The organism is Microbacterium enclense (assembly GCF_001456955.1).
Lineage (GTDB): Bacteria > Actinomycetota > Actinomycetes > Actinomycetales > Microbacteriaceae > Microbacterium > Microbacterium enclense.
Map to the genome: position 1 here is coordinate 1 of NZ_KQ758467.1, position 23,441 is coordinate 23,441.

The 23,441-nt window shown below is 71.2% G+C and carries 27 protein-coding genes; 14 read left to right on the top strand and 13 right to left on the bottom strand.

Translation table 11 applies throughout. From position 1 onward, the window contains the following. Positions 1–128 precede the first annotated feature (128 nt). From AS029_RS00010 to AS029_RS00020, 4 genes are all read left to right on the top strand, one after another. Entirely contained in the window at positions 129–716 is a 588-nt protein-coding gene (locus tag AS029_RS00010; RefSeq protein WP_058230583.1) for a hypothetical protein, read from the top strand. A 21-nt stretch (positions 717–737) separates the two neighbouring features. Next, the gene (locus tag AS029_RS00015; RefSeq protein ID WP_058230584.1) at positions 738–1,712 is read left to right on the top strand and encodes an Asp23/Gls24 family envelope stress response protein; all 975 of its coding nucleotides are present in this window, start codon (positions 738–740) and stop codon (positions 1,710–1,712) included. A gap of 107 nt (positions 1,713–1,819) precedes the next feature. Continuing rightward, positions 1,820–2,023: a DUF4258 domain-containing protein gene (locus tag AS029_RS17450; RefSeq protein ID WP_167345206.1), complete on the top strand. Its 204-nt coding sequence runs from the start codon at positions 1,820–1,822 to the stop codon at positions 2,021–2,023. Between the two features lie 2 nt (positions 2,024–2,025). Beyond that, positions 2,026–2,250 (top strand): DUF2283 domain-containing protein, encoded by a 225-nt coding sequence (locus AS029_RS00020; protein WP_058230585.1) that lies wholly within the window; start codon positions 2,026–2,028, stop codon positions 2,248–2,250. 335 nt (positions 2,251–2,585) lie between these two features. Here AS029_RS00020 and AS029_RS00025 read toward each other — a convergent pair whose 3' ends face one another. The 4 genes from AS029_RS00025 to AS029_RS00040 form a co-directional block, all read right to left on the bottom strand. Beyond that, complete coding sequence (locus AS029_RS00025) at positions 2,586–3,950, bottom strand: ABC transporter substrate-binding protein (protein WP_058230586.1); 1,365 nt, start codon at positions 3,948–3,950, stop codon at positions 2,586–2,588. A gap of 28 nt (positions 3,951–3,978) precedes the next feature. Next, positions 3,979–4,920 carry a carbohydrate ABC transporter permease gene (locus tag AS029_RS00030; RefSeq protein ID WP_058230587.1) on the bottom strand — a complete coding sequence of 314 codons (942 nt, stop codon included), beginning with the start codon at positions 4,918–4,920 and terminating at the stop codon, positions 3,979–3,981. Continuing rightward, a complete protein-coding gene (locus AS029_RS00035; RefSeq protein WP_228375837.1) occupies positions 4,920–6,014 on the bottom strand; it encodes a carbohydrate ABC transporter permease in 1,095 nt (364 codons plus the stop codon). Before AS029_RS00035 ends, AS029_RS00030 begins: the two co-directional genes overlap by 1 nt. Before the next feature lie 151 nt (positions 6,015–6,165). Then, positions 6,166–6,651 (bottom strand): DUF1990 family protein, encoded by a 486-nt coding sequence (locus tag AS029_RS00040; protein ID WP_058230588.1) that lies wholly within the window; start codon positions 6,649–6,651, stop codon positions 6,166–6,168. A gap of 200 nt (positions 6,652–6,851) precedes the next feature. Between AS029_RS00040 and AS029_RS00045 the strand changes: the two genes are divergently transcribed. Then, positions 6,852–8,039, top strand: a complete 1,188-nt coding sequence (locus AS029_RS00045) for a molybdopterin molybdotransferase MoeA (protein ID WP_058230589.1) — start codon at positions 6,852–6,854, stop codon at positions 8,037–8,039. Beyond that, positions 8,033–8,863 (top strand): NTP transferase domain-containing protein, encoded by an 831-nt coding sequence (locus AS029_RS00050; protein ID WP_074615784.1) that lies wholly within the window; start codon positions 8,033–8,035, stop codon positions 8,861–8,863. Before AS029_RS00045 ends, AS029_RS00050 begins: the two co-directional genes overlap by 7 nt. A gap of 70 nt (positions 8,864–8,933) precedes the next feature. Here AS029_RS00050 and AS029_RS00055 read toward each other — a convergent pair whose 3' ends face one another. Genes AS029_RS00055 through AS029_RS00065 form a run of 3 tightly spaced genes read right to left on the bottom strand, consistent with a single transcriptional unit; the run spans position 8,934 to position 10,792 of the window. Next, a complete protein-coding gene (locus AS029_RS00055) occupies positions 8,934–9,332 on the bottom strand; it encodes a type II toxin-antitoxin system VapC family toxin (protein ID WP_058230590.1) in 399 nt (132 codons plus the stop codon). Continuing rightward, complete coding sequence (locus AS029_RS00060) at positions 9,329–9,580, bottom strand: type II toxin-antitoxin system Phd/YefM family antitoxin (protein ID WP_058230591.1); 252 nt, start codon at positions 9,578–9,580, stop codon at positions 9,329–9,331. Before AS029_RS00060 ends, AS029_RS00055 begins: the two co-directional genes overlap by 4 nt. 36 nt (positions 9,581–9,616) lie before the next feature. Beyond that, positions 9,617–10,792: a citrate synthase gene (locus AS029_RS00065; protein ID WP_058230592.1), complete on the bottom strand. Its 1,176-nt coding sequence runs from the start codon at positions 10,790–10,792 to the stop codon at positions 9,617–9,619. Positions 10,793–10,844: 52 nt separating this feature from the next. Here AS029_RS00065 and AS029_RS00070 point away from each other — a divergent pair, with 52 nt between their 5' ends. Continuing rightward, positions 10,845–11,927, top strand: a complete 1,083-nt coding sequence (locus tag AS029_RS00070; protein WP_058230593.1) for a citrate/2-methylcitrate synthase — start codon at positions 10,845–10,847, stop codon at positions 11,925–11,927. Positions 11,928–12,123: 196 nt separating this feature from the next. Further along, positions 12,124–13,323, top strand: a complete 1,200-nt coding sequence (locus tag AS029_RS00075) for an MFS transporter (protein WP_058230594.1) — start codon at positions 12,124–12,126, stop codon at positions 13,321–13,323. A 167-nt stretch (positions 13,324–13,490) separates the two neighbouring features. Here the strand turns inward: AS029_RS00075 and AS029_RS00080 are convergent, their stop codons facing one another. Both AS029_RS00080 and AS029_RS00085 read right to left on the bottom strand, forming a co-directional pair. Further along, the gene (locus AS029_RS00080; RefSeq protein ID WP_058230595.1) at positions 13,491–14,369 is read right to left on the bottom strand and encodes a helix-turn-helix transcriptional regulator; all 879 of its coding nucleotides are present in this window, start codon (positions 14,367–14,369) and stop codon (positions 13,491–13,493) included. Between the two features lie 77 nt (positions 14,370–14,446). Continuing rightward, positions 14,447–14,818 carry a hypothetical protein gene (locus AS029_RS00085; protein WP_058230596.1) on the bottom strand — a complete coding sequence of 124 codons (372 nt, stop codon included), beginning with the start codon at positions 14,816–14,818 and terminating at the stop codon, positions 14,447–14,449. A gap of 117 nt (positions 14,819–14,935) precedes the next feature. On the opposite strand from AS029_RS00085, the gene AS029_RS00090 reads away from it, so the two are divergent. Together AS029_RS00090 and AS029_RS00095 are read left to right on the top strand one after the other, a co-directional pair. Further along, entirely contained in the window at positions 14,936–15,682 is a 747-nt protein-coding gene (locus tag AS029_RS00090; protein WP_058231148.1) for a DUF429 domain-containing protein, read from the top strand. Between the two features lie 182 nt (positions 15,683–15,864). Beyond that, positions 15,865–16,527, top strand: a complete 663-nt coding sequence (locus tag AS029_RS00095) for a VOC family protein (protein ID WP_228375838.1) — start codon at positions 15,865–15,867, stop codon at positions 16,525–16,527. Positions 16,528–16,558: 31 nt separating this feature from the next. Here AS029_RS00095 and AS029_RS00100 read toward each other — a convergent pair whose 3' ends face one another. Beyond that, positions 16,559–17,605 carry a hypothetical protein gene (locus tag AS029_RS00100; protein ID WP_217630050.1) on the bottom strand — a complete coding sequence of 349 codons (1,047 nt, stop codon included), beginning with the start codon at positions 17,603–17,605 and terminating at the stop codon, positions 16,559–16,561. Between the two features lie 90 nt (positions 17,606–17,695). Here AS029_RS00100 and AS029_RS00105 point away from each other — a divergent pair, with 90 nt between their 5' ends. Together AS029_RS00105 and AS029_RS00110 are read left to right on the top strand one after the other, a co-directional pair. Continuing rightward, the gene (locus AS029_RS00105) at positions 17,696–18,112 is read left to right on the top strand and encodes an ArsR/SmtB family transcription factor (protein ID WP_058230598.1); all 417 of its coding nucleotides are present in this window, start codon (positions 17,696–17,698) and stop codon (positions 18,110–18,112) included. A gap of 19 nt (positions 18,113–18,131) precedes the next feature. After that, entirely contained in the window at positions 18,132–19,109 is a 978-nt protein-coding gene (locus tag AS029_RS00110) for an SRPBCC family protein (protein ID WP_058230599.1), read from the top strand. A 400-nt stretch (positions 19,110–19,509) separates the two neighbouring features. On the opposite strand, the gene AS029_RS00115 is transcribed toward AS029_RS00110, so the two are convergent. From AS029_RS00115 to AS029_RS00125, 3 genes are all read right to left on the bottom strand, one after another. Next, on the bottom strand, positions 19,510–19,944 hold the full coding sequence (locus tag AS029_RS00115; RefSeq protein ID WP_058230600.1) for an iron chaperone: 435 nt from the start codon (positions 19,942–19,944) through the stop codon (positions 19,510–19,512). Positions 19,945–20,252: 308 nt separating this feature from the next. Further along, positions 20,253–20,708, bottom strand: coding sequence for a Fe-S cluster assembly sulfur transfer protein SufU (gene sufU, locus AS029_RS00120; RefSeq protein ID WP_058230601.1), 456 nt, complete (start codon positions 20,706–20,708; stop codon positions 20,253–20,255). Further along, positions 20,705–22,006 carry an aminotransferase class V-fold PLP-dependent enzyme gene (locus AS029_RS00125; protein WP_228375839.1) on the bottom strand — a complete coding sequence of 434 codons (1,302 nt, stop codon included), beginning with the start codon at positions 22,004–22,006 and terminating at the stop codon, positions 20,705–20,707. Before AS029_RS00125 ends, sufU begins: the two co-directional genes overlap by 4 nt. Positions 22,007–22,638: 632 nt before the next feature. Here AS029_RS00125 and AS029_RS17115 point away from each other — a divergent pair. Beyond that, on the top strand, positions 22,639–22,899 hold the full coding sequence (locus AS029_RS17115; RefSeq protein WP_139167972.1) for a hypothetical protein: 261 nt from the start codon (positions 22,639–22,641) through the stop codon (positions 22,897–22,899). Between the two features lie 156 nt (positions 22,900–23,055). Continuing rightward, positions 23,056–23,355, top strand: a complete 300-nt coding sequence (locus AS029_RS18060) for a helix-turn-helix domain-containing protein (RefSeq protein ID WP_167345207.1) — start codon at positions 23,056–23,058, stop codon at positions 23,353–23,355. Positions 23,356–23,441: the final 86 nt, after the last annotated feature.

Below are 23,441 nucleotides of genomic sequence, written 5' to 3' on the forward strand. Positions count from 1 at the left end.
CCGGTGGGTATCCCCGTCGATGAGGCCCAGTTGCGCCGCATCGTCGAGGAGGAGATCACCGCCTACAAGCTGACGCCCGCCGTCCGCACCCGCGTGCGCGTCGAGCGTCCCGACACCAAGGAGTCCCGATGAATGCGACGCGTCGCGGTCTGAACCGCTTCGTCCTCTTCCTCGTCGCCGTCGTGCTGCTGGGCCTGGCGACCCTCGCCCTGCTGGTCGGGCTCGTCCCCGGCGGCACCGACACCTGGACCACCGTCATGGGCGGGTTCCAGGGCTGGCTCGAATCCCTCGGCCGGGAGTCCGCCGGGTGGGGTGCGGTCGCCGCGATCGTGGTGATCGCGATCGTCCTCATCGTCATCGCCTCCGCCGCCGTGCGCGGTCGCCGGCAGGCCGCGCTGCAGTCCACCGGCAGCGCGAATGCCGAAGGCCGCATCACCGTCACCGACGGGTTCGCGTCCGAGGCGCTGAAGAACGCCCTCGCCGAACGCGACGAGATTCTCTCCTCCCGCATCACCGCCGGCGAGGTGGGCCGCGAGTCGGTGCTGCACGTCGCCGTCACCCCGCGGCAGAACACCTCCCCCCGCGAGGTCGCCGCGCACGTCGACACCCTCGTCACCAACCTCGCCGCTCTCACCGGCCAGAACCTGCGCGCCTACATCTCCATCCACAGCGGCCTGCGCGCCAAACTCGCCCGCGAGAACACCCGCGTGCACTGACACCCCCACGAGGAGACGTCAATGACCACCATCGATGCCACCATCGAGCCACCCGATCTCGACGCCGCGGCGACCCTGGCCGCGACGGCGGCGGGCTCTGTCCCGGGCGTGCACGCGCTCGGCAGCCTGCTCGGTCGCGCCTCGGACGCCGTCCGCGAGCGGGTCGGGCTCGCGAGCACCGCGCCCGGCGTGAAGATCGACACCGACCGCGCCGACTCGGTCACCGCGACCGTCTCGCTCGTCGTGGACTACCCGCACAAGCTGCACGAGGTGTCCGACGCCGTGCGGGCGGCCGTGCGGTCGGCCCTCGAGCCGCTCGGACGCGGGACGATCGACGTGAACGTGGTGGTGACCGGCGTCTTCGGACCGTTCGACCGCGACGTGGTCGCGGAGGCGGAGGAGCGGGCGGATGCCATCGCTGCTCGCGCAACGGAGGTCGCCGACGACGTCAAGGACCGGACGGATGCCGCCGTGGCTCGCGCTCGCGAAGCGGCTGGTGACGTGAAGGATCGAACGGATGCCGCCGCGGCCCGCGCGTCCGAGACCGTCGACGACCTGAAAGCCCGCGGCGCGGCGGCCGTAGATGATGCCGCTGCCCGGTCGAAGGACGTCGCGGCCAGCGCTTCGGCGACCATCGATGCCGCGGTGTCCAAGACCAAAGACGTCGCCGCCGGCGCGGCAGCCGCGATCGACGAGACGGTTCAGGCCGCGCGCGAGCGCGTCGCCGCCGCCGACGCCGAGGTCGACATCGCCGCGGCGGACCGCGTGACCGACGGCCTCGAACCCGCGCGCCCCGCCGATGACTCGACCGTCGTCGACGCGACCGCCTCCCCGGCGGTCGACGAGCGTGGCGACGTGAGCGACGTCGTGGCGGAAGCGCTCGAGGACGCCGCGATCGACATCGCGATCGCTGCCGACGAGGTGCGCGCCGACGACAAGACCCCGGCGACCGACAGCGTGCAGTCGGTGGTGGAGGACGAGCGTCCCCGCCCCTGACAGCCCGTGACGAAAGGGCGCTCCGGCTTCGGCCGGGGCGCCCTTCGCCGTCTGCGACGGCGTTCCCCGTTATCGCTGACCCGTTCTGGATCCCCGCGCTGTTCGTCATGGCTCGCCTGACCGGACATGTTCTCACTCGTGCAGCGCAACGCGGGGTGAGCGAAGCTCTCATCAAACAGGTCGTGCAAAACGGGGTGCGAACGGCGGGTAACAAGGGCACGTCGGTGTTCACTCAAGGTTCTGGCAGGAACAAGATTCGAGTCGGTGTCGACAATAGAACGGGCGACATCATCACCGTGACGAAAGGCTGACTATGCGAATCACGTACGACGCAGACGCGGACGCCGCGTACATTGCGGTGGTCGATGATGTTCCTGCCGGGGCGGCGACTCAGCAGGTGCATTCCATTGCCACGCCTGGGGGTCGTGGCGAGGTCGTGCTCGACTTTGACGCGCATGACCGTCTTCTCGGAGTCGAGGTCCTCGGTGCGCGGGCGGTGCTCGCGCCGGAGGTGCTCGATATTGCATCCGCTCCCTGACCAGTGCTGACTCGAGGGCGCTCCGACTTCGGCCGGGGCGCCCTTCGTCGTGAGCAGATGGCCAGCTCGGAGCGGGCGCGGCGGAGCCGGTTGTGCGCCGCGGTCGTCGGCTGTGCGTGCATAACTCCCGCAGAACGGGCGACCCACCTTCGACCTCCCGCGGAATGACGCGGTGAGTGCCGTCCGCCGCTCGGGAGTTCCAGAGTTGTGTACGGCGCAGCCACGCCAGATCTGCGCCCGGCGCCCCGGCCCGACACCGGCGCCCCGACCCGGGACCGGTGTCCCTGCCCCGAGGAGCCGGCGCCCAGCCCGAGTCTGCGACGCCCGGCTCCGCGTCAGCCCGCCGTCGCGTTGTCGTAGGCGCGCTGCGCGGCGGCCTGCGCGTCGGCCAGCGCCTGCTCCGTCGTCTTGTCGCCGAGCAGCGCCGCGGTGATGGCGTTGTTGAGCTCGTTCTGGATGTCCTGCCCGGCGGGCGACGAGCCGAACGACTTCCCGTTCTCGACGACCTCGTAGTACGTCGAGATCACCTGGTCGAAGCCCGCGTCACCGGTCGGCACGACGAACTGCTCGCGGATCATCTCGTCGGCCTCGGGCGAGCCCGTGAACAGACCCGTGTTGAGTCCACCCTTGCCCTCGATGGTGGCCGCGCGTGCCGCGCCCGCGGCCATCCAGGCATCCGTCGAGGTCAGCTCCGTCATCCAGGCGCAGGCTGCGGCGGGGTTCTTCGCCCCCGCGGGGATCACGAATGCGGTACCCGAGGCGAGCGAGAACGGCTGGCCCTCGGCATCCCGGAACGGAACCGCCTGCAGCGAGATCTGGTCGCGGTAGGCGCCGAGCACGTTGGGGTACCACTGGTTCGCGACCTGCGCGCCGACCTGGTTCTGCACGAACTGGTTGGCGTCGCCGAAGGTGTCGAACGAGTCGGTGAAGCTCTTCACCGCGGCGTAGCCTCCCTGCGCGTCGGTGATCTGCTTGAGCGCGTCGATGCCCGCGGCGTTCGCGGGGTCGTCGAGCGTGGGCGTGCCGGTGTCGTCGGTGAGCTGTCCGCCCATGCCGAGCACCCAGAGTCCGCCCTGTCCGGTGGCGACGGGGTCGAAGCCGAGGCGGGTGGGGTTGCTGCCGGAGGCCTGGTAGATCTTCCCGATCGCCGTGAGCAGGCCGTCCATGTTCGACGTGTCGAACTCCTCGGGCGTGACGCCCGCCTCGTTCAGCACGTTCATGTTCAGCAGGATCGCCGGCGGCTGGTAGAACTGCGACACCGCATAGACGGCATCCTCGTACGTGACGTCGTCGACGACGTTCCGGTACCAGCGCTCGGTCGGGTTCACGCTCTTCGCCTCGAAGCATGCGTCGAGTGGCATGAGCAGTCCCTGCGCGGCATACGTGGTCACGTAGCGCCGGTCCATCTGCACGACGTCGGGAACGTCGCCGCTCGCGATACGGGTCGTGAACTTCTGGGCGTCGAAGGCCGTGGCATCCAGGGTCACCTCGACGTCGGCGAGCTGTTCGGCCGCGTAGTCGAGACGGGACTGGCCGACATCGTCGGCGTTCTCGAAGCCCCACGCGGCGAGGGTGCCGGCCGGCGCGGCCGAGAAGTCGACGTCGGCGGCCTGCTCTTCTGCGCCGCCGCCACCGCAGGCGGTGAGGAGGAGAGCGGATGCCGCGACCGCGGCGACACCGGCGAGGGAGCGCTTGCGCATGATGGGGTCCTTTCGAAACGGGGGGATCTCAGCCCTTGCGGCCTTGGGTGGCGACGCCTTCGACGAAGTACCGCTGGCCGAAGGCGAAGATGATGAGCATCGGGAGGGTGACCAGCAGCGACGCGACCATCACGTACTGGTAGTCGCCCTGTCCGCCCGCGCTGGGGCTGTACTTCGTCATGGCGTAGGCGATGCCGAGTGGGGCGGTGAACTCGTCGACGCTGCCGGCGTTCAAGTAGATGAGCGCCGCCTGCAGGTTGTTCCAGCTCGCCTGGAACTCGAACAGGAACACGATGATGAACGACGGGATCGACAGTGGCATCGCGATGCGCCAGAACAGGCCCCACGCGCTGCAGCCGTCGAGCCGCGCCGCCTCGAACAGCTCGCGGGGGACGCCGAGGAAGAACTGCCGCTGCAAGAAGATGTAGAAGGCGCTGCCGAAGAGGTTCATGCCCCACAGCGGCACCCAGGTGCCGAGCAGCCCGGTCTCTTTCCAGATGAGGTAGATCGGGATCATCGTCACCGCGCCCGGCAGCATCATCGTCGCCAGCACCAGGCCGAACAGCAGCCCGCGGCCGGGGAAGCGGAAGTATGCGAAGCCGAAGGCGACGACGGAGCTCATCACGGCGACGGTCGTGGCCGCCAACAGAGCGATCGCGACGCTGTTGAACATCCAGTTCAGCAGCGGCAGCTGGTTCCAGACCTCGGCGTAGTTGCCGGGGGTGAACGTCTTCGGGATGAGGGCGTTGTCGAACACCTCGCCGCGCGGCTTGAGGCTCGCCGCGAGCAGCCACGCGAAGGGGTAGAGGAACAGCAGCGCGAACAGCACCAGCACCGCCGCCAGGATGACCCGGCCCGCGAGCGTCTTCGGCTGACTGAGCGCCCGGCGCCACCGGGGCGGCCGGGCGGCGGAGGCCGCGAGCTCGGGACGGGCCTGAGCGACGCCCGGGGTCTGCAGGGTGTTCGTCATCAGCGGTCCCCCTCGTAGTAGACGAAGCGGTTGCCGAGGCGCACCTGCACGAGCGTGATAAGCAGGATGATGACGAACAGCAGCCACGCCATGGCCGCGGCGAAGCCGAAGTTGAACTGCCGGAACGCCTGCTGGAAGAGATAGATGGCGTAGAAGAGCGACGCCTCGGGCGAGGCGTTGCTCTGATCGCGCCAGAACAGCAGGTACGCCTGGTCGAACACCTGGAACGCCGCGATCGTCAGCACGATGACGTTGAAGAACATCGCGCCCGAGATCATCGGCAGCGTGATCGAGAAGAACCGGCGGACCGGCCCCGCGCCGTCGATCTGCGCGACCTCGTAGAGGTCGACGGGCACGTTCTTGATCGCCGCGAGGAAGATCACCATCGTGCCGCTGACGGTCCACAGCGCCATGATCACGATGCTCGGCTTCACCCATGCGGGGTCGACCAGCCACTGCGGACCCTGGATGCCGATGGCTCCGAGCGCCTGATTGATCGCGCCCGAGTTGCCGTTGAGCAACAGGAAGAACACCGCCGCGGTCGCCACGGCCGGCGTCATCTTCGGCAGGTAGTACAGCGTCCGGAAGATGCCCGCGCCCCGGCCGACGCGGCTCAGCAGCAGCGCGAGGAAGAGGGCGAAGGCGATCTCGAGCGGCACGGCCATCACGGCGTAGAACAGCGTGTTGCCGAGCGACACCGCCACGCGCGGGTCTTCGAACAGCTGCGCGTAGTTGCTCGCGCCGACCGGGCGCGCGGCGCCGGTGGCGAGGTTGTAGCTCGAGAACGAGATGACGAGGCTGTAGATCATCGCCCCGGCCGTGAAGATCAGGAACCCGAGGATCCAGGGCGAGATGAAGAGGTAGCCCGCGATCGCTTCGCGGCGGTTGTACTTGACCTTCTGGCGGGGAGGGCGGCGGTGCTTCCGGGGAGAGGCGGTGGTGTCGGCGTCGACGTCAGAGGTGGGGGAGAGGGTCACCGGTGCGGCCGGTCGGGGGCGGTGGCGTCGATCATGGGGGTCTCCTCTCGCGAGCGCCTTCGACATCGAGAAGCGCTTCGCCAGGGTCGAGAAGTGCTCCGAGAAGGTCCAGGGCATTGCCAAAGTCGCGGTGGAGTGGCATAAGCGGTTCGGGCCGTCACCGCGGCGCGGGGTCACCGTGTGAGGTGAGAGGCCGCGCTGAGCCGTGGTGGGGGAGGCGGCTCGACCACCGGAGGCTGCGACGGATCGCCGCGTGCGCGCGGCGGGGTCAGAGCGCACGCAGATAGCGCCGTGTCATCCACGCCTGTACGAGACGACCGAGCGGGGCGCCGACGTGGGTGAACCAGCGTCCGGGCCTCGAGAACGCGGCGATCTCGAACACGACCTCCCCCGACTCGCGCAGCGTCAGCGTGAACCTCTCCTCTCCGCGCTCGGGATGACCCGGCAACGTGCCGTACGCGAAACCCGCCGAGGTCGCCGTGCGCTCCGTCCACACCACGAGGCACGGGATACGGAAGCTCAGGATGCCGAGTCCCAGGCGCATCGTCACGCGGGTGCCGACGCGGAACGGCGTCTCGGATGCGTCGACGCGCGCGCCCGCCCGGCGCTGCGCCTCACCCGCGAGCAGCCGGTCGGCGGCGCGCTCGAAGTCGCCGCGGCCCTGCCCGATCACCCGGCGCGCCCGCACGTGGTGGTAACCGGCCGGCATGTCGCCGGCGGTCGCGCCGACCTCGTCATAGGTCAGCTCGTCCATGGGGCCACGGTAGCCGGGACCCGGCGTGGGGCGGGGCGGCATGCGGCGGGATGAGCGGAGGAGATATGGCGAAGGGAGGGCGTGGGAGCGCTCACGCATCCTCCGCTCGTCCCACATCCTCCCGCCATCACGCCCGCCGGCGATGTCGGCGCCCCCGCCTACGCTGGAGCCATGCCCGCCACCCTCGCCCGGAGCACCGCGTGATCGGCGTCGCCGACCATCTCGCCGCGGTTCTCGACGCCGTCGTGCCCTTCGCCGCCGAGCAGCGCGACGTCGCCGCGGCCCGCGGGCGGGTGCTGCGGCATCCGGTGTTCGCGGGGGTCGACGTGCCGGCCTTCGATTGTTCCGCGATGGACGGCTTCGCGGTGCGCGACCTCACCGCGCCCGCCACCCTGCGCGTGATCGCCGACCTGCCCGCCGGCACCGATCTCGACCCGCGCATGGATGCCGGTGATGCGGCGCGCATCATGACCGGGGCGCCCGTGCCGACCGATGCCACCGCGATCGTCCCGTTCGAAGACACCGAACGGGGTCTCGCCGGCGGTCTCGACCCGGTCTCGGTCCTCGCCGCGCCGCGCGGGCCCGGCGCGCACATCCGCCGTCGCGGCTCGGACGTGCGCGCGGGCGAGCTCGTCGTCGACGCCGGTAGCCGGCTGACCGCGATGAGGATCGGCGCGATCGCGGCATCCGGCATCGGCACCGTCTCGGTCTCGCGCGCCCCCCGGATCGCCGTCGTCTCGACCGGCTCCGAACTCGTCGCTCCGGGCTCCGGGCTGCGGCGTGGCCAGATCCCCGAGTCGAACAGCGTGCTGCTGGCGGGACTCGCCGAAGAGGCCGGGGCCGAGGTCGTGCTGCGCACGAGCGTCGGCGACGACGGCGACGGACCGCGCCAGGCGATCGCCGCAGCCGAAGCGGCCGGCGCCGACGTCGTCGTGTTCTCGGGCGGGGTGAGCGCGGGGGCGTACGAGGTCGTCAAGAACACGCTCGGCGACCTCATGCGCTTCGACCGCGTGCGCATGCAGCCGGGCAAGCCGCAGGGGTTCGGCCGCACGGCCGGCGGCATCCTGCTCTTCGGCCTCCCCGGCAACCCCGTGAGCGCCGCCGTGTCGTTCGAGCTCTTCGTGCGGCCGGCACTGCGCGCCCTCGAGGGCGACGCCGACCTGGGCCGCGAGACGGTGCGCGTCGCGCTCGCCGCCGGTCGTCGCGCCCGGCCCGACAGGGTGCAGTACGTGCCGGTGCACCTCGACCGCAGCGATCCCGCCCGCTGGACCGCCACGCCGACCGCGCACGGCACGCGCGGGTTGGGCGAGGCCGACGGGCTCGCCGTCATCCCGCCGGGCGAGCACGACCTCGTCGAGGGCAATGAAGTCACGGTGACCCGGTGGTGAGCGTCGACGCGATCCTGCTGGCCGGGGGCCGCGGGACGCGCGTCGGCGGCGCGATCAAGCCGCTGTTCGAGGTGAATGGGTCGACGCTGCTGGCGTCCGCGGTCGGCGCGGTGCGGGCGGGCGGCGCGGAGCGCGCCGTCGTCGCGGCGCCCGTGCTCGCCGAGGGACTCGACGTGCGGTGGGTTCGCGAAGACCCGCCCTTCGGCGGCCCGGTCGCCGCCATCGTCGCCGCTCTCGAAGAGGTGGATGCCGACGAGGTCTACGTCGTCGCCTGCGACCTGCCGACCGTCGACGCGGCGGTGGCGCTGCTGTCCGACCCGCTCCCGGCCGATGCCGACGGCGCGTGCCTCGACGACGGCCGGCCGCAGTGGCTCATCGGCCGCTACCGCACCGCGGCGCTGCGGGCAGTGGCATCCACCCTTCCCGACCGCGGGCGCGACGCGTCGATGCGGGCCCTGCTCGGTCGGCTGACCGTGCTGCCCGTGGCGGTCGACCCCGCGCTGACGCACGACGTCGACACGTGGGACGATCTGCGGAGAGCCCGAGGAGGAGCCATGACCGAACCCCGTACCCTGCCGCCCGAGGCGCTCAACGAGTGGAGCGCCGCGCTCGCCGAGCGTTTCGGCCTGGCCGAGGGCGACATCCCCATCTCGCTGGTGCTCGACCTCGCACGTGACGTCGCGAACGGTGTGGCGCGCCCCGCGGCCCCGCTCAGCGCGTTCGTCGCGGGACTCGTCGCCGGTCGCGCGGGCGGTTCACCCGCCGACACCGAGGCCGCCGTCGCCGCGGTGGTCGAGATGGCCCGCGGGTGGCAGGACCGCTGATCACCCGTGCCTGAGTGGCTCGTCGTCGTCGCCGGCGTGCTCCGTGTACGGTTGCCCACCCGTGCGCCCGTCAGCTCGGTGCCCCGATCACGTCGATCGCGAGCCCGGGCGCCGCGGCCTCCAGGCGAGAGTCGTTCGTCCACAACGCCGTGCACCCGGTCTGTCGGGCGACGGCCAGGTGCACGGCGTCCGCGGTCTGCAGGCCGCGATAGCGTGCACGCAGCATCGCCGCGTCGAGGAACGTGTCGGGCTCGACCGGCAGCAGTTCGAAAGCATCGAACGCACTCCACATGGTCAGCTGCGCCTGCGCGTCGCCGTCTCTCATCGGTCTCACCAGCGACTCGAGCATGACGAGCGGGCTCAGAGCGAGCGGGAGCTCCGCCGACGAGAGCACCGCGCGCGCCCTCTCCCCGAGGGCGTCGTCACGCTCGACCGCGTAGATGATGAGGCAACTGTCGACATAGATCACGCCCCGGCGGCTCGATTCTCGGCGACGATCGCGTCGATGTCCTCGACGGGTCGCGCGCGTTCGGGCGTGAGCGGGTGCTCGCGCAGCCAGGCTGCGAACGCGTTTCGCGGTCGCTCCGGTGCGTAATCCATCGGAACGATACGCGCCACCGGCACGCCGCGCCGGGCGATGGTGACCTCGATCCCCGACTCGACGTCGGCGATCAGCTTCGACAGGTTGTTCCTCGCCTCGAGGACGTTGTACATCATGGCGGCATCCTAGCCATCGACCTGGCTAGGAGGTGACTACCGTCCCACGTATTCACCCCGGGGTCGAAGTCGCATCGCCGGCTCCTCGTACTCCGCGGCGATGTGCGCGATCCACCCAGCGATGCGCCCCACGACGAAGATCGTGCTCGCCGCGTCATCCGGCAGACGAGCTCCGGATGCCAACGCCGCCAGCGCGAGATCGACGTTCGGCCGCAGCCGGGTGCGGTCGGCGACGACCTCGGCGAGGCGGTGCACGGCATCCATCGTCGCGTCCCCGTCGGGGAGCCCGGACAGGAGCGGGAAGAGCGCGTCGGCCCGATCGTCGACGCCCGGGTAGAGCGGGTGGCCGAAGCCGGGGATGCCATTGCCGTCGCGGAGAGCCTCCGCCAGCGCCCGCTCGGGCTCGAGGCCCCGGCGCACGCGGGTGAGCAGGCGCGCGGTGCGCGTTGCGGCGGAGATGTGCAGGGGGGAGTCGGCGGCCCCGAGGGCGGCACTGACGGCGGCGTATCCGTCGGCGCGGGCGGAGGCGGCGACGCGGGCGGCGAACGTCGACACGGCGAGATCGTGATCGATGAGCAGGACGAGGGCGGCGTTGACGGCGCCGTCCGCCGATGCCGGCGCACCCCAGGCGCGAGTCAGCGACCGCGCGATGTCGGGGTGCGGGTCGCCGCCGAGGGCGACGGGAAGACCCGTGAGCAGCGTCCACCCGATGCGGTGCAGCGTCGCCCGCGAGGTGTCGTGGCGCAGGGGATCGTCGGCAGCGAACCCGGTGACGGCCGCACGCAGGCGGTCCATGGCCCCCGCGTGCGGGGGGAGGGCCGCGACCATCTCGCGCGCGCTGCCGATGGCGGGGTCGGGGGCGTCGACACGCTCGGCGTCCCACAGCCACGCGACGACCTCGGCGAACGGACGGTCGATCAGATCGCGCGCCAGACGACCGCGGTACAGCAGTTCGCCGTCTTCGATGTCGGCGATGTCGGTTCGAACCACCCCCAGCGGCATCCCCGTGGTCGGGTGTGCCGGGGCGGGTGCGGCGGTCCGCCGGCGGCCTGCCGCGAACGCCTCGACCTCGAGCGCATCGAACGTCGAGCCGTGTGCGTCGCGCGCGCGGCGCAGGAGGCCGCGCGAGACGTAGGCGTAGACCGTCTCGGGCTTGACGCCGAGGCGGGCGGCGACCTGGGCGGCGGTGAGTCGGGGGAGAGGGGATGCCATCTTGATCCGATCAACGTTGACGGTGTGAGCGTCATGTTCGCACACTGAGCGCATGAGCGACCTGATCGATGTGCCCCGCGGACTCAACGGCGTCGTCGCGGCCGAGACGACCATCAGCGACGTGGACGGCGACGCCGGGTGGTACCACTACCGCGGCCACTCCGCGGTCGACCTCGCCCGCGACCGCTCCTTCGAAGACGTCTGGCATCTGCTCGTCGTCGGCGACCTGCCCGACGCCGCGCGCAGCGCCGCCTTCGCGGAGCGCATCGCCGTCGCACAGTCCGACCCACGGATGCCGGAACTCGTCGCCGCGGTCGCGACGCGCACCGACCGACCGCTCGCGGCTTTGCGCACGGTGTGGACGCTCGTGGCATCCGAGCGCCGTTCGCCCGCGCTGTTCGACCTCGACGAGGCGCAGCGGCTCGAGGAGGCGATCCGTTTCGCGGCGATCACGCCGATCGCCCTCGCGGGCGCGGCGGCGACCGGTGGCGGCGTCGTCGCGGACTACCTCCGGGCGGTGACGGGCCGGATCCCGGATGCCGCGCACGTGCACGCGCTCTCGGCCTACCTCATCGCGGCGATGGACCACGGCTTCAACGCCTCGACGTTCACGGCCCGGGTCATCGCGTCGACGGGGGCCGACATGGCATCCTGTCTCTCCGGCGCGCTCGGCGCGCTGTCGGGGCCGCTGCACGGAGGAGCCCCGGCCCGCGCACTCGACAGCCTCGACCGCGCGGGCGACGACCCCGAGCGGTGGATCGCCGGCGAGCTGGCTGCCGGGAGACGGCTCATGGGGTTCGGGCACGCGGTGTATCGCACGGCCGACCCGCGCTCGGAGCTTCTACGCGAGGTCGCGCGGGGGCTCGGCGGCGCGAGGGTCGCGCAGGCGTTGGCGTTCCAAGAAGAGGCCGAGCGGCAGCTGGCCCAGCGTCGGCCCCAGAGGCCGCTGCACGCGAACGTCGAGTTCTACGCCGCCGTCGTGATGGAGCAGTGCGGCATCCCCCGCGAGATGTACACGCCGACCTTCGCGCTGGCCCGCACGATCGGATGGACGGCGCACGTGCTCGAGCAGGCGCGTGATGCGAAGATCATCCGCCCGTCGGCGCGGTACGTGGGGGAAGGGTTCACGGGCTGAGAGAAGTCGCGCGCGACGACCGCGAAAACGAAGGCGTCGGTCGGTGGCAGGAACTCCCCGACGGTAGCCGCACGCCCGGGAAGCTCCGGCCCTCGCACCCCGGTGCCGCGGGCCCCGTTCCCGCCCACGGACGATCGGTCGGATGCCGCGGACGAACGGCCCGGCGCGCGCCGAGGCGTCGCGCGAGCATCGGAGGATGACCACCACCGCCCCCGTTCCCACGCCCGTCACCGGTCCGTCCGTCCTGCGGTACGGCGGCCTCATCGTCGTGATGCTGCTGAGCTTTCTGCTGGTCACCGCCGAGTTCCTGCCGAACGGGGTGCTCACCGAGATGGCCGCGTCGCTCGGTGTGACTCCGGGTCAGGCGGGCCAGACGGTCGCCGTCACCGCCCTGGCGGGTCTGCTCTTCGCCCCCACCGTCGGACTGCTGCTCCCCCGCCTCGACCGCCGCACGCTGCTGGTCGGCGCGGCCGCTGCGGCGACCGTGTCGAGTCTCGTGGTCGCCCTGGTGCCGAGTCTGCCGGCGATCCTCGTCGCGCGGTTCCTGCTGGGCGCCGCGATCAGCGCCTTCTGGTCCATGTCGATCACGGTCGCCGCGCGACTGGCGAGTCCCGACCGCATCGGGCGCGCCGTCATGTTCGGCTCCGCCGGCGTCTCCCTCGCGACGGTGGCCGGAGTTCCCCTCGGGGTCGCGCTGAGCGAGGCGCTCGATTGGCGCTCCGTCTTCCTGCTCGTCGCCGCGCTGACGGCTGCCATCGGCGTCGCGGTGCGCGTCGCGCTGCCGCCCGTTCCGCCGGCCGCCGCGTCGAGCCTCGGCATCCTGATCGACACCCTCCGGCGCCCGGGGGTGGGCAGCGGCATGATCGGCCACGTCCTGGTCGTACTCGGCCACTTCGTGGCGTACACCTACATCCGTCTCTCGCTCGAACGCATCCCGGATGTCGACGCGGGCACGATCGTGCTGATGCTCGCGCTGTTCGGCGCCGGCGGCCTCGTCGGCAACATCCTGGTGGGGATGATCGTCGACCGCGCCTTCGCACGTCTCGCCGTGGGAGGGCCGCTCGTCATCGCCGTCGCGATCGCGATCGTCCTGCTGCTCCCGGGGGCGGTGACGCTCGTCGCGGCCGCCGTGGCGGTGTGGGGCTTCTTCTTCGCGTCGTGGCTGATCATCGTCAACACCTGGGTCGGCCACCGCATGCCCGACCGGCTCGAGGCCGGCGGCAGCCTCATGGTCACCGGGTTCCAGCTCGGCATCGTGATCGCGGCGAGCGTGGGCGGCATCCTGGTCGATGCGACGAGCGTCATGACGGTGGATGCCATCGGCATCGCGCTCCTCGTCGTCGGGGCCCTGCTGTTCGGGTTGTCGCTGCGGGCCCCGCGTCCCGCGCGGGCCTGAGCCGAGCTGGCGGGTTCGGGGCGGATTCCGCCGGTCGGGGCAGGAATTTCCCGCCCCGATCGGCCGAATCCGCCCCAAACCCTGCACGAGCCGCCGCGCCCGCCTCGCGCCGCGGCGAGACAAGGCGCGGCGCCACGCCGAGGCCGCGAATCCGCGCCGGAGAAGCGTCAGCCGACGAGAGTCCGTCGGCCGGCTCGCCACGCCGACGGCGCCACGCCGGTGTGCCGTCGGAAGGCACGCCGGAAGCCTTCGTCGGAGGCATAGCCGAGGGCGCGCGACGTCTCCGACACCGGCGTTCCGGCATCCAGCAGCTGCTTCGCCCGGCGCATGCGCACCTCGGTCACGTGCGCCGCGGGCGACGTGCCGAAGACCTCGCGGAACCGTGCCGCGAAGACCGAACGCGACATCGCTCCCAGCGCCGCGAGCTGATCGATGCTCCACTCGCGTCCGGGATCCGCGTCGATCGCGGCGACGACACGAGCGAGGAACGGGTCATCGCTGCGCGGAGGCCACGTCGCGTCGCCGTCGCTCGAGGCCCACAGGCGCAGGGCCGTCAGCAGCACGGTCGTGACCATGAGCTTGCAGATGGTGTCGTCGCCGGTGCGCCCGCCGGTGTCGTGAGCGATGCCGAGGTGCGCGGCGAGTCCCGCGGCGGCGGGCTCCGCGTGCGCGAAGCCGCTGACGAACACCAGCGGTGGCAGCGCTCGCGTCTCGGCCGTCGGGGTCAGTTCGAGCGGGACGACGGTGACCTCGGCCCCCGACCGGGAAGCGAGCGCGAGGTCGTGGCATCCGAGCGACAGGAAGGCGTCGCCGGCGAGCAGCGTGCGCCCGCCGTCGACGGTGGTCGCCGTGCCCGCCGCCGCGTCGACCGTGCAGGCCGAGCGGTGGGTGGCCCCCGTGAGCTCGCCCGCCCGCACGTAGACGAGCGCGGCCGCCCCACGCGGCAGGATGAGGCGTTCGCCGACGGTCAACTCCTGCTGCCACCCGCGGCCGGGATGCACGTCGATCGTCGACAGGGCGCGTTCGAGAGCGGGCTCCGGCGTCATGTCACCGCGAACCGCGACGGTCCGGGCGATATTCCGCGACGCGCGGGGGCTCACCCGTGCCGTCACCCGGTGCTGCCTCAGTTCAGCAGTTCCAGCCCGCTGAAGAAGCCGATCGAGATCGACAGCAGCCCCGCCGCGACGCCCGCGATGAATCCGGCCGCGGCGAGCTCGCGCGCCATGCGGGCGTTCAGACTCAGGATGCCGCACACGAACGACACCCCCGCGAGCACCCACATGCCGATCTGGATCCACGCCAGGTTGTCGAGCTCCGAGATGGTGCTGGCCGTGACGACGAAGAGGTACCACGCGATGACGACCACGCCCGTGACGATCGCGACGACGGAGGCGACGCGCAGGTCGCCCTTGGGCGTCGGGGGCGGGGGCGGTTCGTCGCGCGGCGGCACGTCGATCGCCGGTTCCAGCGAATCGGGGAGATCGTCGTCTGCCATGCACCGATCCTCCCAGGTCGCGCGGCCGATCGGGGGGTGCGTTGCCGACGGGCGCGGGCTGTGCAGCGGTGCCTCCTCTCAGCCCCGCCCCCGCCCCACCCGCCTATGCTCCTCACGATGAGAACCATCGGAGTCGACCTCGCCGCCGCCGCCCCCGGCACCGCGCTCGCCGAGATCGTCTGGACCGACGACGCCGCTCGCCTGACGCGGCTCGAGATCGGAATGCAGGATGCCGACATCGTGGCATCCGTCTCCTCCGGCGACGCGTGGCTGGGTGTGGACTGTCCGCTGGGGTGGCCCGACGCCTTCGTCGACTTCATCCGGGCGCACCACGTCGAGCCATCGCTCGGATCCGTCGACGGGGGCGCCGACTGGCGACGGACGCTCGTCTATCGCCACACCGACCGCGTCGTGCGCGACCGCATCGGCCGCTGGCCGCTGAGCGTGTCGACCGACCGCCTCGGCGTGACGGCGTTGCGCGGCGCGGGCCTGACGTCTCGTCTCGCCGAGGCCGGCTTCCCTGTACACCGCGCGGCGGAAGGGCGCCTGTTCGAGGTCTACCCCGGCGGCTCGCTGCGGCTGTGGGGGTTCGACACGACGGGGTATCGAGTGGATGCCACGCGCCGCGCGATCCTGATCGACTCCCTGCGCGAGCGGGCCCCGTGGCTCGACCTCGGCGCCTTCCGTGCTCTCGCCGTGACCAAGGCCGACGCGTTCGACGCGGTCATCGCGGCGCTGTCGACGCGGGCCGGAGCGTTGGGGCTGTTCGAACCCCCGGCATCCGGAATGCTCGGGGTCGCCCGGCGCGAGGGGTGGGTCGTGCTGCCGGACGGTCCGCTCGAGGCGCTGATCGCGGCACGCTGAGGCCCGGCCGCTCCGGAATGCCCGTTCCCGGACCGCTGATCGCGAGGCTGCCTCTCGCCGCCGGTCGGTCGCACGCCGCAACCGGCCGGCCGCCGTCTCGCGGCGCCGGCATGCGCACCAGCGAACCGGTCGAGCCGCAAGGCTCCTTGTGCTCGCACTCGGAATGGCCTCTCATGGTCGACATGACCGAGGACGCGCAGACGATCAGCTCGAAGCAGTTCCACGACGCGGCCGGAGTGGCCGACTGGCGGGTCGTCAGTTCCGGTGTGCAGGCGGTCTTCCGTGCATCGTCGCTCCGTCACGCGGCGAGTCTCGTGGAGCCCGCATCCGCAGCGGCGGAGGAGCACGGCATCCTGCCCGACATCGACGTGCGGCCCGAGGCGGTCGTCGTGCGGGTGCCCCTGTGGGCGACCGGTGGGATCGCGCCCGCGGCTCCTCTCTTCGCGGCCGCGGTGTCGCAGGCGGCCGGCCGGCTCGGACTCCGCGCCGACCCGACCGCGGTACAGTCGCTGAGCATCTACGTCGCGCAGCACTCCGAGGCCGACGTGCGGCCGTTCTTCCTCGCTGTGCTCGGCTACGACCCCGTCGGCGAGACGGATGCCGTCGACCCCCTGCGCATCGCGCCCGATCTCGCGTTCAATCCCCTCACCGGCGACCGGCCGAAGCGCGGGCGCACCCACCTCGACGTGTTCGTCCCCGCCTCCGACGCGCAGGGACGAGTGGATGCTGCGCTCGCCGCGGGCGGCCGCCTGGTCGACGACTCGCAGGCGCCGGCGTACTGGAGCATCGCCTCGCCCGACAACCACGGCGTCGACATCGCGTCGTGGCTGGACACGGACGGGTGAGCGGTGCGCGATCGGGGTGCTCGGCGCGTGTTCACTCCACCGGGGCGGTGAAAGCGTCGAAGCTCAGCACGCCCGTGGCGAGGAAGAACGGCGCGGGCGGCGGCGGCCGGCGCCCGCGGCGTAGTCGGGTCAGGGCGAGTTCGAGCCACGATCGACGACGGCGTGTGCCGGTGACGAACACGGTGAGACGTCCCGCGCCATCGACGTGCGCGGCGGGATCGCACACTCCCGCGCCCATCCACGCCGGAACGTCCGGGGCGTCGGTGTCGAGGATCCTCTTGGGCTCGCTCCAGTCCGCCCTGTCGGGGGAGAGCCGCGGCGCCGACATCGCCCAGAGGCCCTGGGGCGGGTACGGCCGAGTCCCGTGCAGGTTCGTGCCCCTCGCGAGGATCATCAACCACCGTTCGCCCGTGCGCGTCAGTGCCACATCGAAGAAGCCCTCCGCCGAGGTGGCGAAGACACGAGGTTCACTCCAGTCGGTCACTCCGTCGGCGCTCGTCGCGCAGCGCAGCTCGTAATCGGGCTGCTCGCCGGGGGCCACCTCGTGCGGCGCCGCGAGGAACCACATCATGTGCCGTCCGGCGTCTCGCGCGACGCGGGGCTCGAGCAGGCTGGGCCTGCCTCCCGCGCCGCGAAGGAGCGGGTCACCGGTTCGGCGCCAGCGGCCGTCGAGGCGTTCGAGCACGCCGATGGCGTATGAGCTCCCCGCTCCCACGTGACGTCGGCCGCTGCGACCGGCGTAGTAGATGCGCTCCGGGTGGGTGTCCGTCGCGGGTAGATACGAGGGGGTGTGCATACCGCCGCCGTCCCAGGCCGACCGCGGCGGGTCCGGCGCGAGAGCGGCGGCGCGACCGCGTCTGTCGGTCCGCACTCGCCAGGACGCCTCCGCGAGCGACCCGTCGATCGACCCGTCGGCGACGTAGAGCCGATTGCGGAAGCTCGAAGAGTAGCCGCCCAGGTAGAGGCTGCGCGCCTCGCGGGTGACGACGACGTCGCCGCTGCCCACGCCGAGGAGACCCCTTGGCATCGGGCCGTCGACCATGTCCCACAGCACGCGACTCGAGAACGGCTGCTTCACGGGGGCACTCTACGCGCGCGGGTGCCAGAGCATGTCGACGTCGTCGACGTGTCTTGTCGTCGTGGATTCGCTCTGCTAATTTACAACCAAATGGTTGAACAACAGAGCGACGCCGACATCGACCGGGTCTTCCACGCCCTCGCCGATGCAACGCGGCGCGACATCGTGCGGCGCACGCTCGTGACCGAGCAGTCGGTGACGCAGCTCGCGGCGGCCTACGCGATGTCGTTCGCGGCGGTGTCGAAGCACATCGCCGTGCTCGCCGAGGCGCGGCTGATCACCAAGCGCGCGGAGGGGAGGGTGAGACTCGTGCGAGCCGATCCCGCCGCCCTTGCCCGAGCGCAAGAACTGCTGCGCTCGTACGAAGACCTCTGGCGCGGCCGCATCGACCGGCTCGACGCGCTCCTCGCGCAGCCCGACGCCCCGGCATCCACCGCCCGCCCGACCCGTGCCGCGCGGACCGCCGAGCCCGACGCCCCGGCATCCACCCCACCCACCGAGCCCTGAACCGACTAAGGAGTCCGTCATGCCCGTCACATCCGTCGAGAGCGACGCCGAAGCGCTCACCATGACCCTGGTCGCCGACTTTCCGGTCGGTCCCGAGCGCTTGTGGGCCGTGTTCACCGATCCGCGCCAGCTCGAGCGTTTCTGGGGTCCTCCGGGATGGCCGGCCACCTTCGACGCCTTCGACTTCCGCGTCGGCGGGCAGGCGAAGTACCACATGACCTCGCCGCAGGGAGAGCGGGCCGGCGGGGCGTGGGAGTTCACCGCGATCGACGAGCCCCGCGGCTTCGAGGCGATCGACTCGTTCGCCGACGAGAACGGCGACCCCATCGAGGGGATGCCGTCGATGCGCATGGTCTTCACCTTCGAGGCGACTCCCGATGGCTCGCGGCTCACGAACGTCAGCCACTTCGCCTCGGCCGACGCCCTCGAGCAGGTCGTGGCGATGGGGGCCGTCGAGGGCTCGACCCTCGCGATGAACCAGCTCGACGCCGTGCTCCTCGGCCTGCGCGAGTTCGCGCAGGGCAAGGGCACACAGCTCGAGATCCTCGACGATCAGCACGTGCGCATCACCCGGCTCATCGACGGCCCCCGTGCGCTCGTCTGGCGCGCGCACGTCGACCCCGACCTCATGCGGCAGTGGATGCTCGGCCCCGACGGCTGGCGCATGAGCGTCAGCGAGGTCGACGTCTCCGTCGGCGGGCGCTACCGCATCGCCTGGGAACCCGAGGCGGGCACCGAAGGCGAAGGCTTCGGCTTCGACGGCGAGACCCTGCTTATCGACGAGCCCCGACGCATCGTGCAGACCGAGCACATGACCGGCACCGACTACCCCTCCACCACGAACGACCTGTCGTTCTACGAGGAAGACGGCGCGACCCTCGTCACGCTCCTGATCGAGTATCCGGATGCCACCACTCGCGACATGGTGCTCGCCACCGGCATGGTCGACGGCATGGAGCAGAGCTTCGAGCGGATGGAACGCGTCGTCCTGGCGTGAGCCTGGCGGATGCCGCGGCGTCGCGGCCGCCTCCCCGCGACGCCTTCGTGACCGAGCCCGACCGCGGCGGCGCGTATCTCCTGCGAATCGCCGCCGAACCGCTGCGCGCGACGCGCGAGTGCGCGATCTGCAGGAGTTGTGCAGCGGACGGCGGCTGTCCCGGCGCCGCCGTGCGGCGCCGCCGACGTGGATCGCGGTGGGTGCCTGCCCGATCCCGGCGGCGCACAACTCCTGCACATCGCCGCGAAACCGACGCGCGTGTCGCCCGAGCGCGCATTCTGCAGGAGTTGTGCAGCGCGGCGACTGTCCCCGGGGTAGACGAGCAGCGAGTGAACGAGTGGGGCGGGGGAAGCGGTCAGGCGGGGGGGCTCACGCGCCGTAGCGACGGGGCCGATCGGCGTCAGACCGCCGGCGCCGCCCGCCGCACGAGCTCGCGGATCTTCTGCTCGACCTCGGCCGTCACCTCGAGCACCGCGAACGACACCGGCCATAAGGGGCCGTCGTCGAGCTGCGCCGTCTCGTCGAAGCTCACCGTGCCGTAGCGCGTCTTGAACTTCGACGCGGGCTGGTAGAACACGACGACCTTGCCGTCTTTCGCGTACGCCGGAAAGCCGTAGAACGTCTTCGGGTTCAGGTGCGGCGCCTCCTCGAGCACGATCACGTGCACGCGCTCGGCGATCGCGCGGTCGGCGCCCTCGAGCTTCTCGATCGCCTCGAGGCAGGCCTCGTTCTCCTTCTGCAGCTTCGCCAGGCCCTTCAGGCCCTTCATGGTCTTGAGCTCCTCGGCGCGCTGCTTCATCGCCGCGCGTTCTTCGTCGCTGAATCCGGTGGCCATGGCATCCGTCCTCTCGGGTCTCACGGCAGGGTAGCGCGCGTCGGGGCGGACGCATCCTCGGTGATGTGCGCAACCTCAGCCGGGTGCGGTCGTGGGCGACGGAGTTCGTGCACATCGCGGAGGTTGTGTGCGGCCAGCGCGCGGTCGATTTTCGGCGGCGCCGTCGGCACGGGGGCCGCAGGGTGTGCGCGCATCCTCGGTGATGTGCGCAACCTCAGCCGGGTCGGGTCGTGGGCGACGGAGTTTGTGCACATCGCGGAGGTTGTGCGCGGCCCCCGGCACGGAGGCTGTCCCACGCTCGCGCGTCCTCAGGCCTGCCGCAGCCCTTCCTCCAGCGCGACCCACGCCAGCATCGCGCACTTCACGCGCGCCGTGTACTTCGAGACGCCCGACAGGGCGGCGGCATCGGCGAAGCGCTCCTCGTCGAGGGGGATCTTGCCGCGCGAGCGCAGCGCCTCGCGGAACTCCCCGATCAGTGCCTCGACGTCGGCGCGTGGCATCCCGTCGTCTCCGCCGTCTTCCTGCAGCAGCGCGACGAGCATGGATGCCGACGACTGCGAGATCGAGCAGCCCGCGCCCTCCCAGGTGACGGATGCCACGCGGTCGCCGGCGACGTCGACGCGGAGGGTGATCTCGTCGCCGCAGATCGGGTTGCGCTGGTGCACGGTCGCGCTGTGGGCGCCCGGCTCGGCGAGACCGAAGCCACGACGGTTCTTCGCGTGATCGAGGATGAGCTCCTGGTAGAGCGATTCGAGACCGCTCATGCGTTGACTCCCGCCGTGCCCGCGCCGACGCCGGCCTCGGCGCCCGGAGCACCCGTCGGAGAGGCGACGCCGAAGAACCCGCGCACACCCGACACGGCGTCGAGGAACGTGTCGATCTCGGCCTGGGTCGTGTGGATCGCCGCGCTCGCGCGGACGGATGCCGTGATGCCGAACCGGCGGTGCAGCGGCTGCGCGCAGTGGTGTCCGACGCGCGCGGCGACGCCGCGGCTGTCGAGGAACTGCCCCACGTCGTGCGCATGGACTCCCTCGACGGTGAAGGCCTGCAGGGCGACACGGTCGGCGGCATCCGTGTCTCCGAGAAGGCGGATGCCGTCGATCGAGCGGAGTCCATCGCGCATGCGCTTCTCCAACGCCGCCTCGTGGGCGCGGGCTGCGTCGAGGTCGTGCGCACCGAGCCACCGCAATGCCGCCGCGAAGGCGACCGCCTGAGACACCGGCTGCGTACCGGGCTCGAAGCGCTGCGGCGGCGGCAGGTACTCCGCCTTGTCGAGGGTGACGGTCGTGATCATCGAGCCGCCGAAGGTGAAGGGCGGCAGCGACTCGAGCACCTCGTCGCGGCCCCAGAGGGCGCCGATGCCGTACGGACCGTGGATCTTGTGCCCCGAGAAGACGGCGAGATCGACCCCGGATGCCGGGAGGTCGAGCGCGAGGTGCGGCGCAGACTGGCACGCGTCGAGCACCGTCAACGCGCCGGCGCCGCGGGCGAGGGTCACGAGCTTGGCGACGGGGTTCACGATGCCGAGCACGTTCGACACGTGCGGGAAGGCGACGACCTTCGTGCGCTCGCCGATGAGGTCGGCGGCGGCGTGCATGTCGAGGGTGCCGTCGTCGAGCACGGGGATGTGGCGCAGGCGCGCGCCGGTGCGGGCCGCGAGTTCTTGCCAGGGGATGAGGTTGGCGTGATGCTCGGCCTCGGTCACGACGATCTCGTCGCCCTCGCGCAGGCGCCCGGCGTAGCCGAGCGACCCGGCGACGAGGTTGAGGCCGGCGGTGGCGCCGCTCGTCCAGACGAGCTGCTCGGGTTCGGCGCCGACGAACTCGGCGACGGTGACACGCGCGTCTTCGAACAGCTCGGTCGCCTCGGCGGCGAGCGTGTGCGCGCCGCGGTGAACGGCGGAGTTCGCGCGCTCGAGGAAGTCGCGTTCGGCGTCGAGCACGGCGCGCGGCTTCTGGCTCGTCGCGCCGGAGTCGAGATAGACGAGCGGGTGGCCGTCGATCTCGGTCTCGAGGATCGGGAAGTCGGCGCGCACGGCGTCGACGTCGAAGGGGAGTGTCACTGTTCCAGGCTACGCGTGATGAGCGCGGGCCGGCCGGGCCGGGTCTGTGCGCTCGACGTGCGGAATCCTGCGGCTCGTCACGGGGGACCGTGTTCGACACGGGGACGACGCCTCTCGCGCGGTCAGGTTGCCGTGGACCGCTGTCGTCCGGTCGCCTAGCGAGGAGCGCGCGGTGCCGGACTCCGGAGAAAGAGTGCGCGACCGCTTCGGGTGATGGTGAATGCGGTACCTCGAGGGCCGAATCTCCGGAGTTCGGCACGCTGGGTCGCGGTGAGCCTTCGCCGCCGGCCCTGTACGTGCTCGCGACCGAGTCTCCTGCCCCTGCTCGGATGGCGCGCCCTCGGTGGGTGAGCTGAGGCCTCTCCGCTCGACCGCTTCCGTCCTGCCCAACGCGCCTGACCAGGCGGGGTTCACCGTCCTGACCCGGCGAGGGTGCTGCGGGGGACGTGTCGCGCGCGTGGCCGGCAACGCTCCCGGCGGTGCGGCGGCACACGCGAACATGCCCTCGCGGATACTTCTTTGTTCTTGCAAATGTTGAATTCGTATTTGTGTGCCGACTCATCTGTCGTTATCGACGACTGGCGATCGAAATCGAAATGTCGCGGCAATTTTCATGCGTTAATCTGCCCCGCGTGAACGACGGTGGCAGTGCAGAAAAGACTCCTTCTCTCGATATGCTCATGCATATTCACGGGTGGCGCGCCCGGCGAAAGGGCGAGGGGTGGGAGATCGGACCGCGGGGCGCGCCCGTTTCCGTCCGACCCCGTTCCAAAGGGGCTTTCGACGTGATCGTCGGCGGCGAGAGCCTCGTTCTCCCCGATGAGCGCGCTGTCGTCGATTTCCTCTCGCAGGTCGCTCTCAACCGGGCGCGCGAAGGGTCGGCGCCGTCGTGAGGCGGGTGAAGTTCGAAACCGTTCATCCGCTTCCGCGGCCGCGAAAGAGGCGGACCCTCACGGTCGCTCCTCGCTACGAGCACATATATGTTGTGGGCTCGCGAAACCGGATGGGCGAAGATGAGGAGTTAACTCTTTTTCACAATCGGGGCTGCCGTGACTAGACCCTCCGTCGGATCGGAGCACGAGATACTCTGCGCGCATCTCTCGAGAAATCTCGCCGTCCAATTGCACAATGCACGCACGAGTATGGGGTACTCCCAAGAGGAGGCGGCTTTCATCGCCGGTATCGCGCCGCCCGCACTCGGCCGTATCGAGAGAGCGCGGTTTTCTCACTATCCATGGGCGAATCCCACGCTCGAGACGATGGTCCGCCTTCACTCGTCTTTGAACTTGAATCCCCACCGCTGGATTCGCCGCCTCCCCGGTGGTGACTCCACGACCGTGGATCGCTGACGGCCCCGTCGTGAAAGCACCAGCAGGAGGTCGATATGTGGCATCGCGGGTGAAGTCGCCCGGCGGATGGCGAGAGACAGCTGATC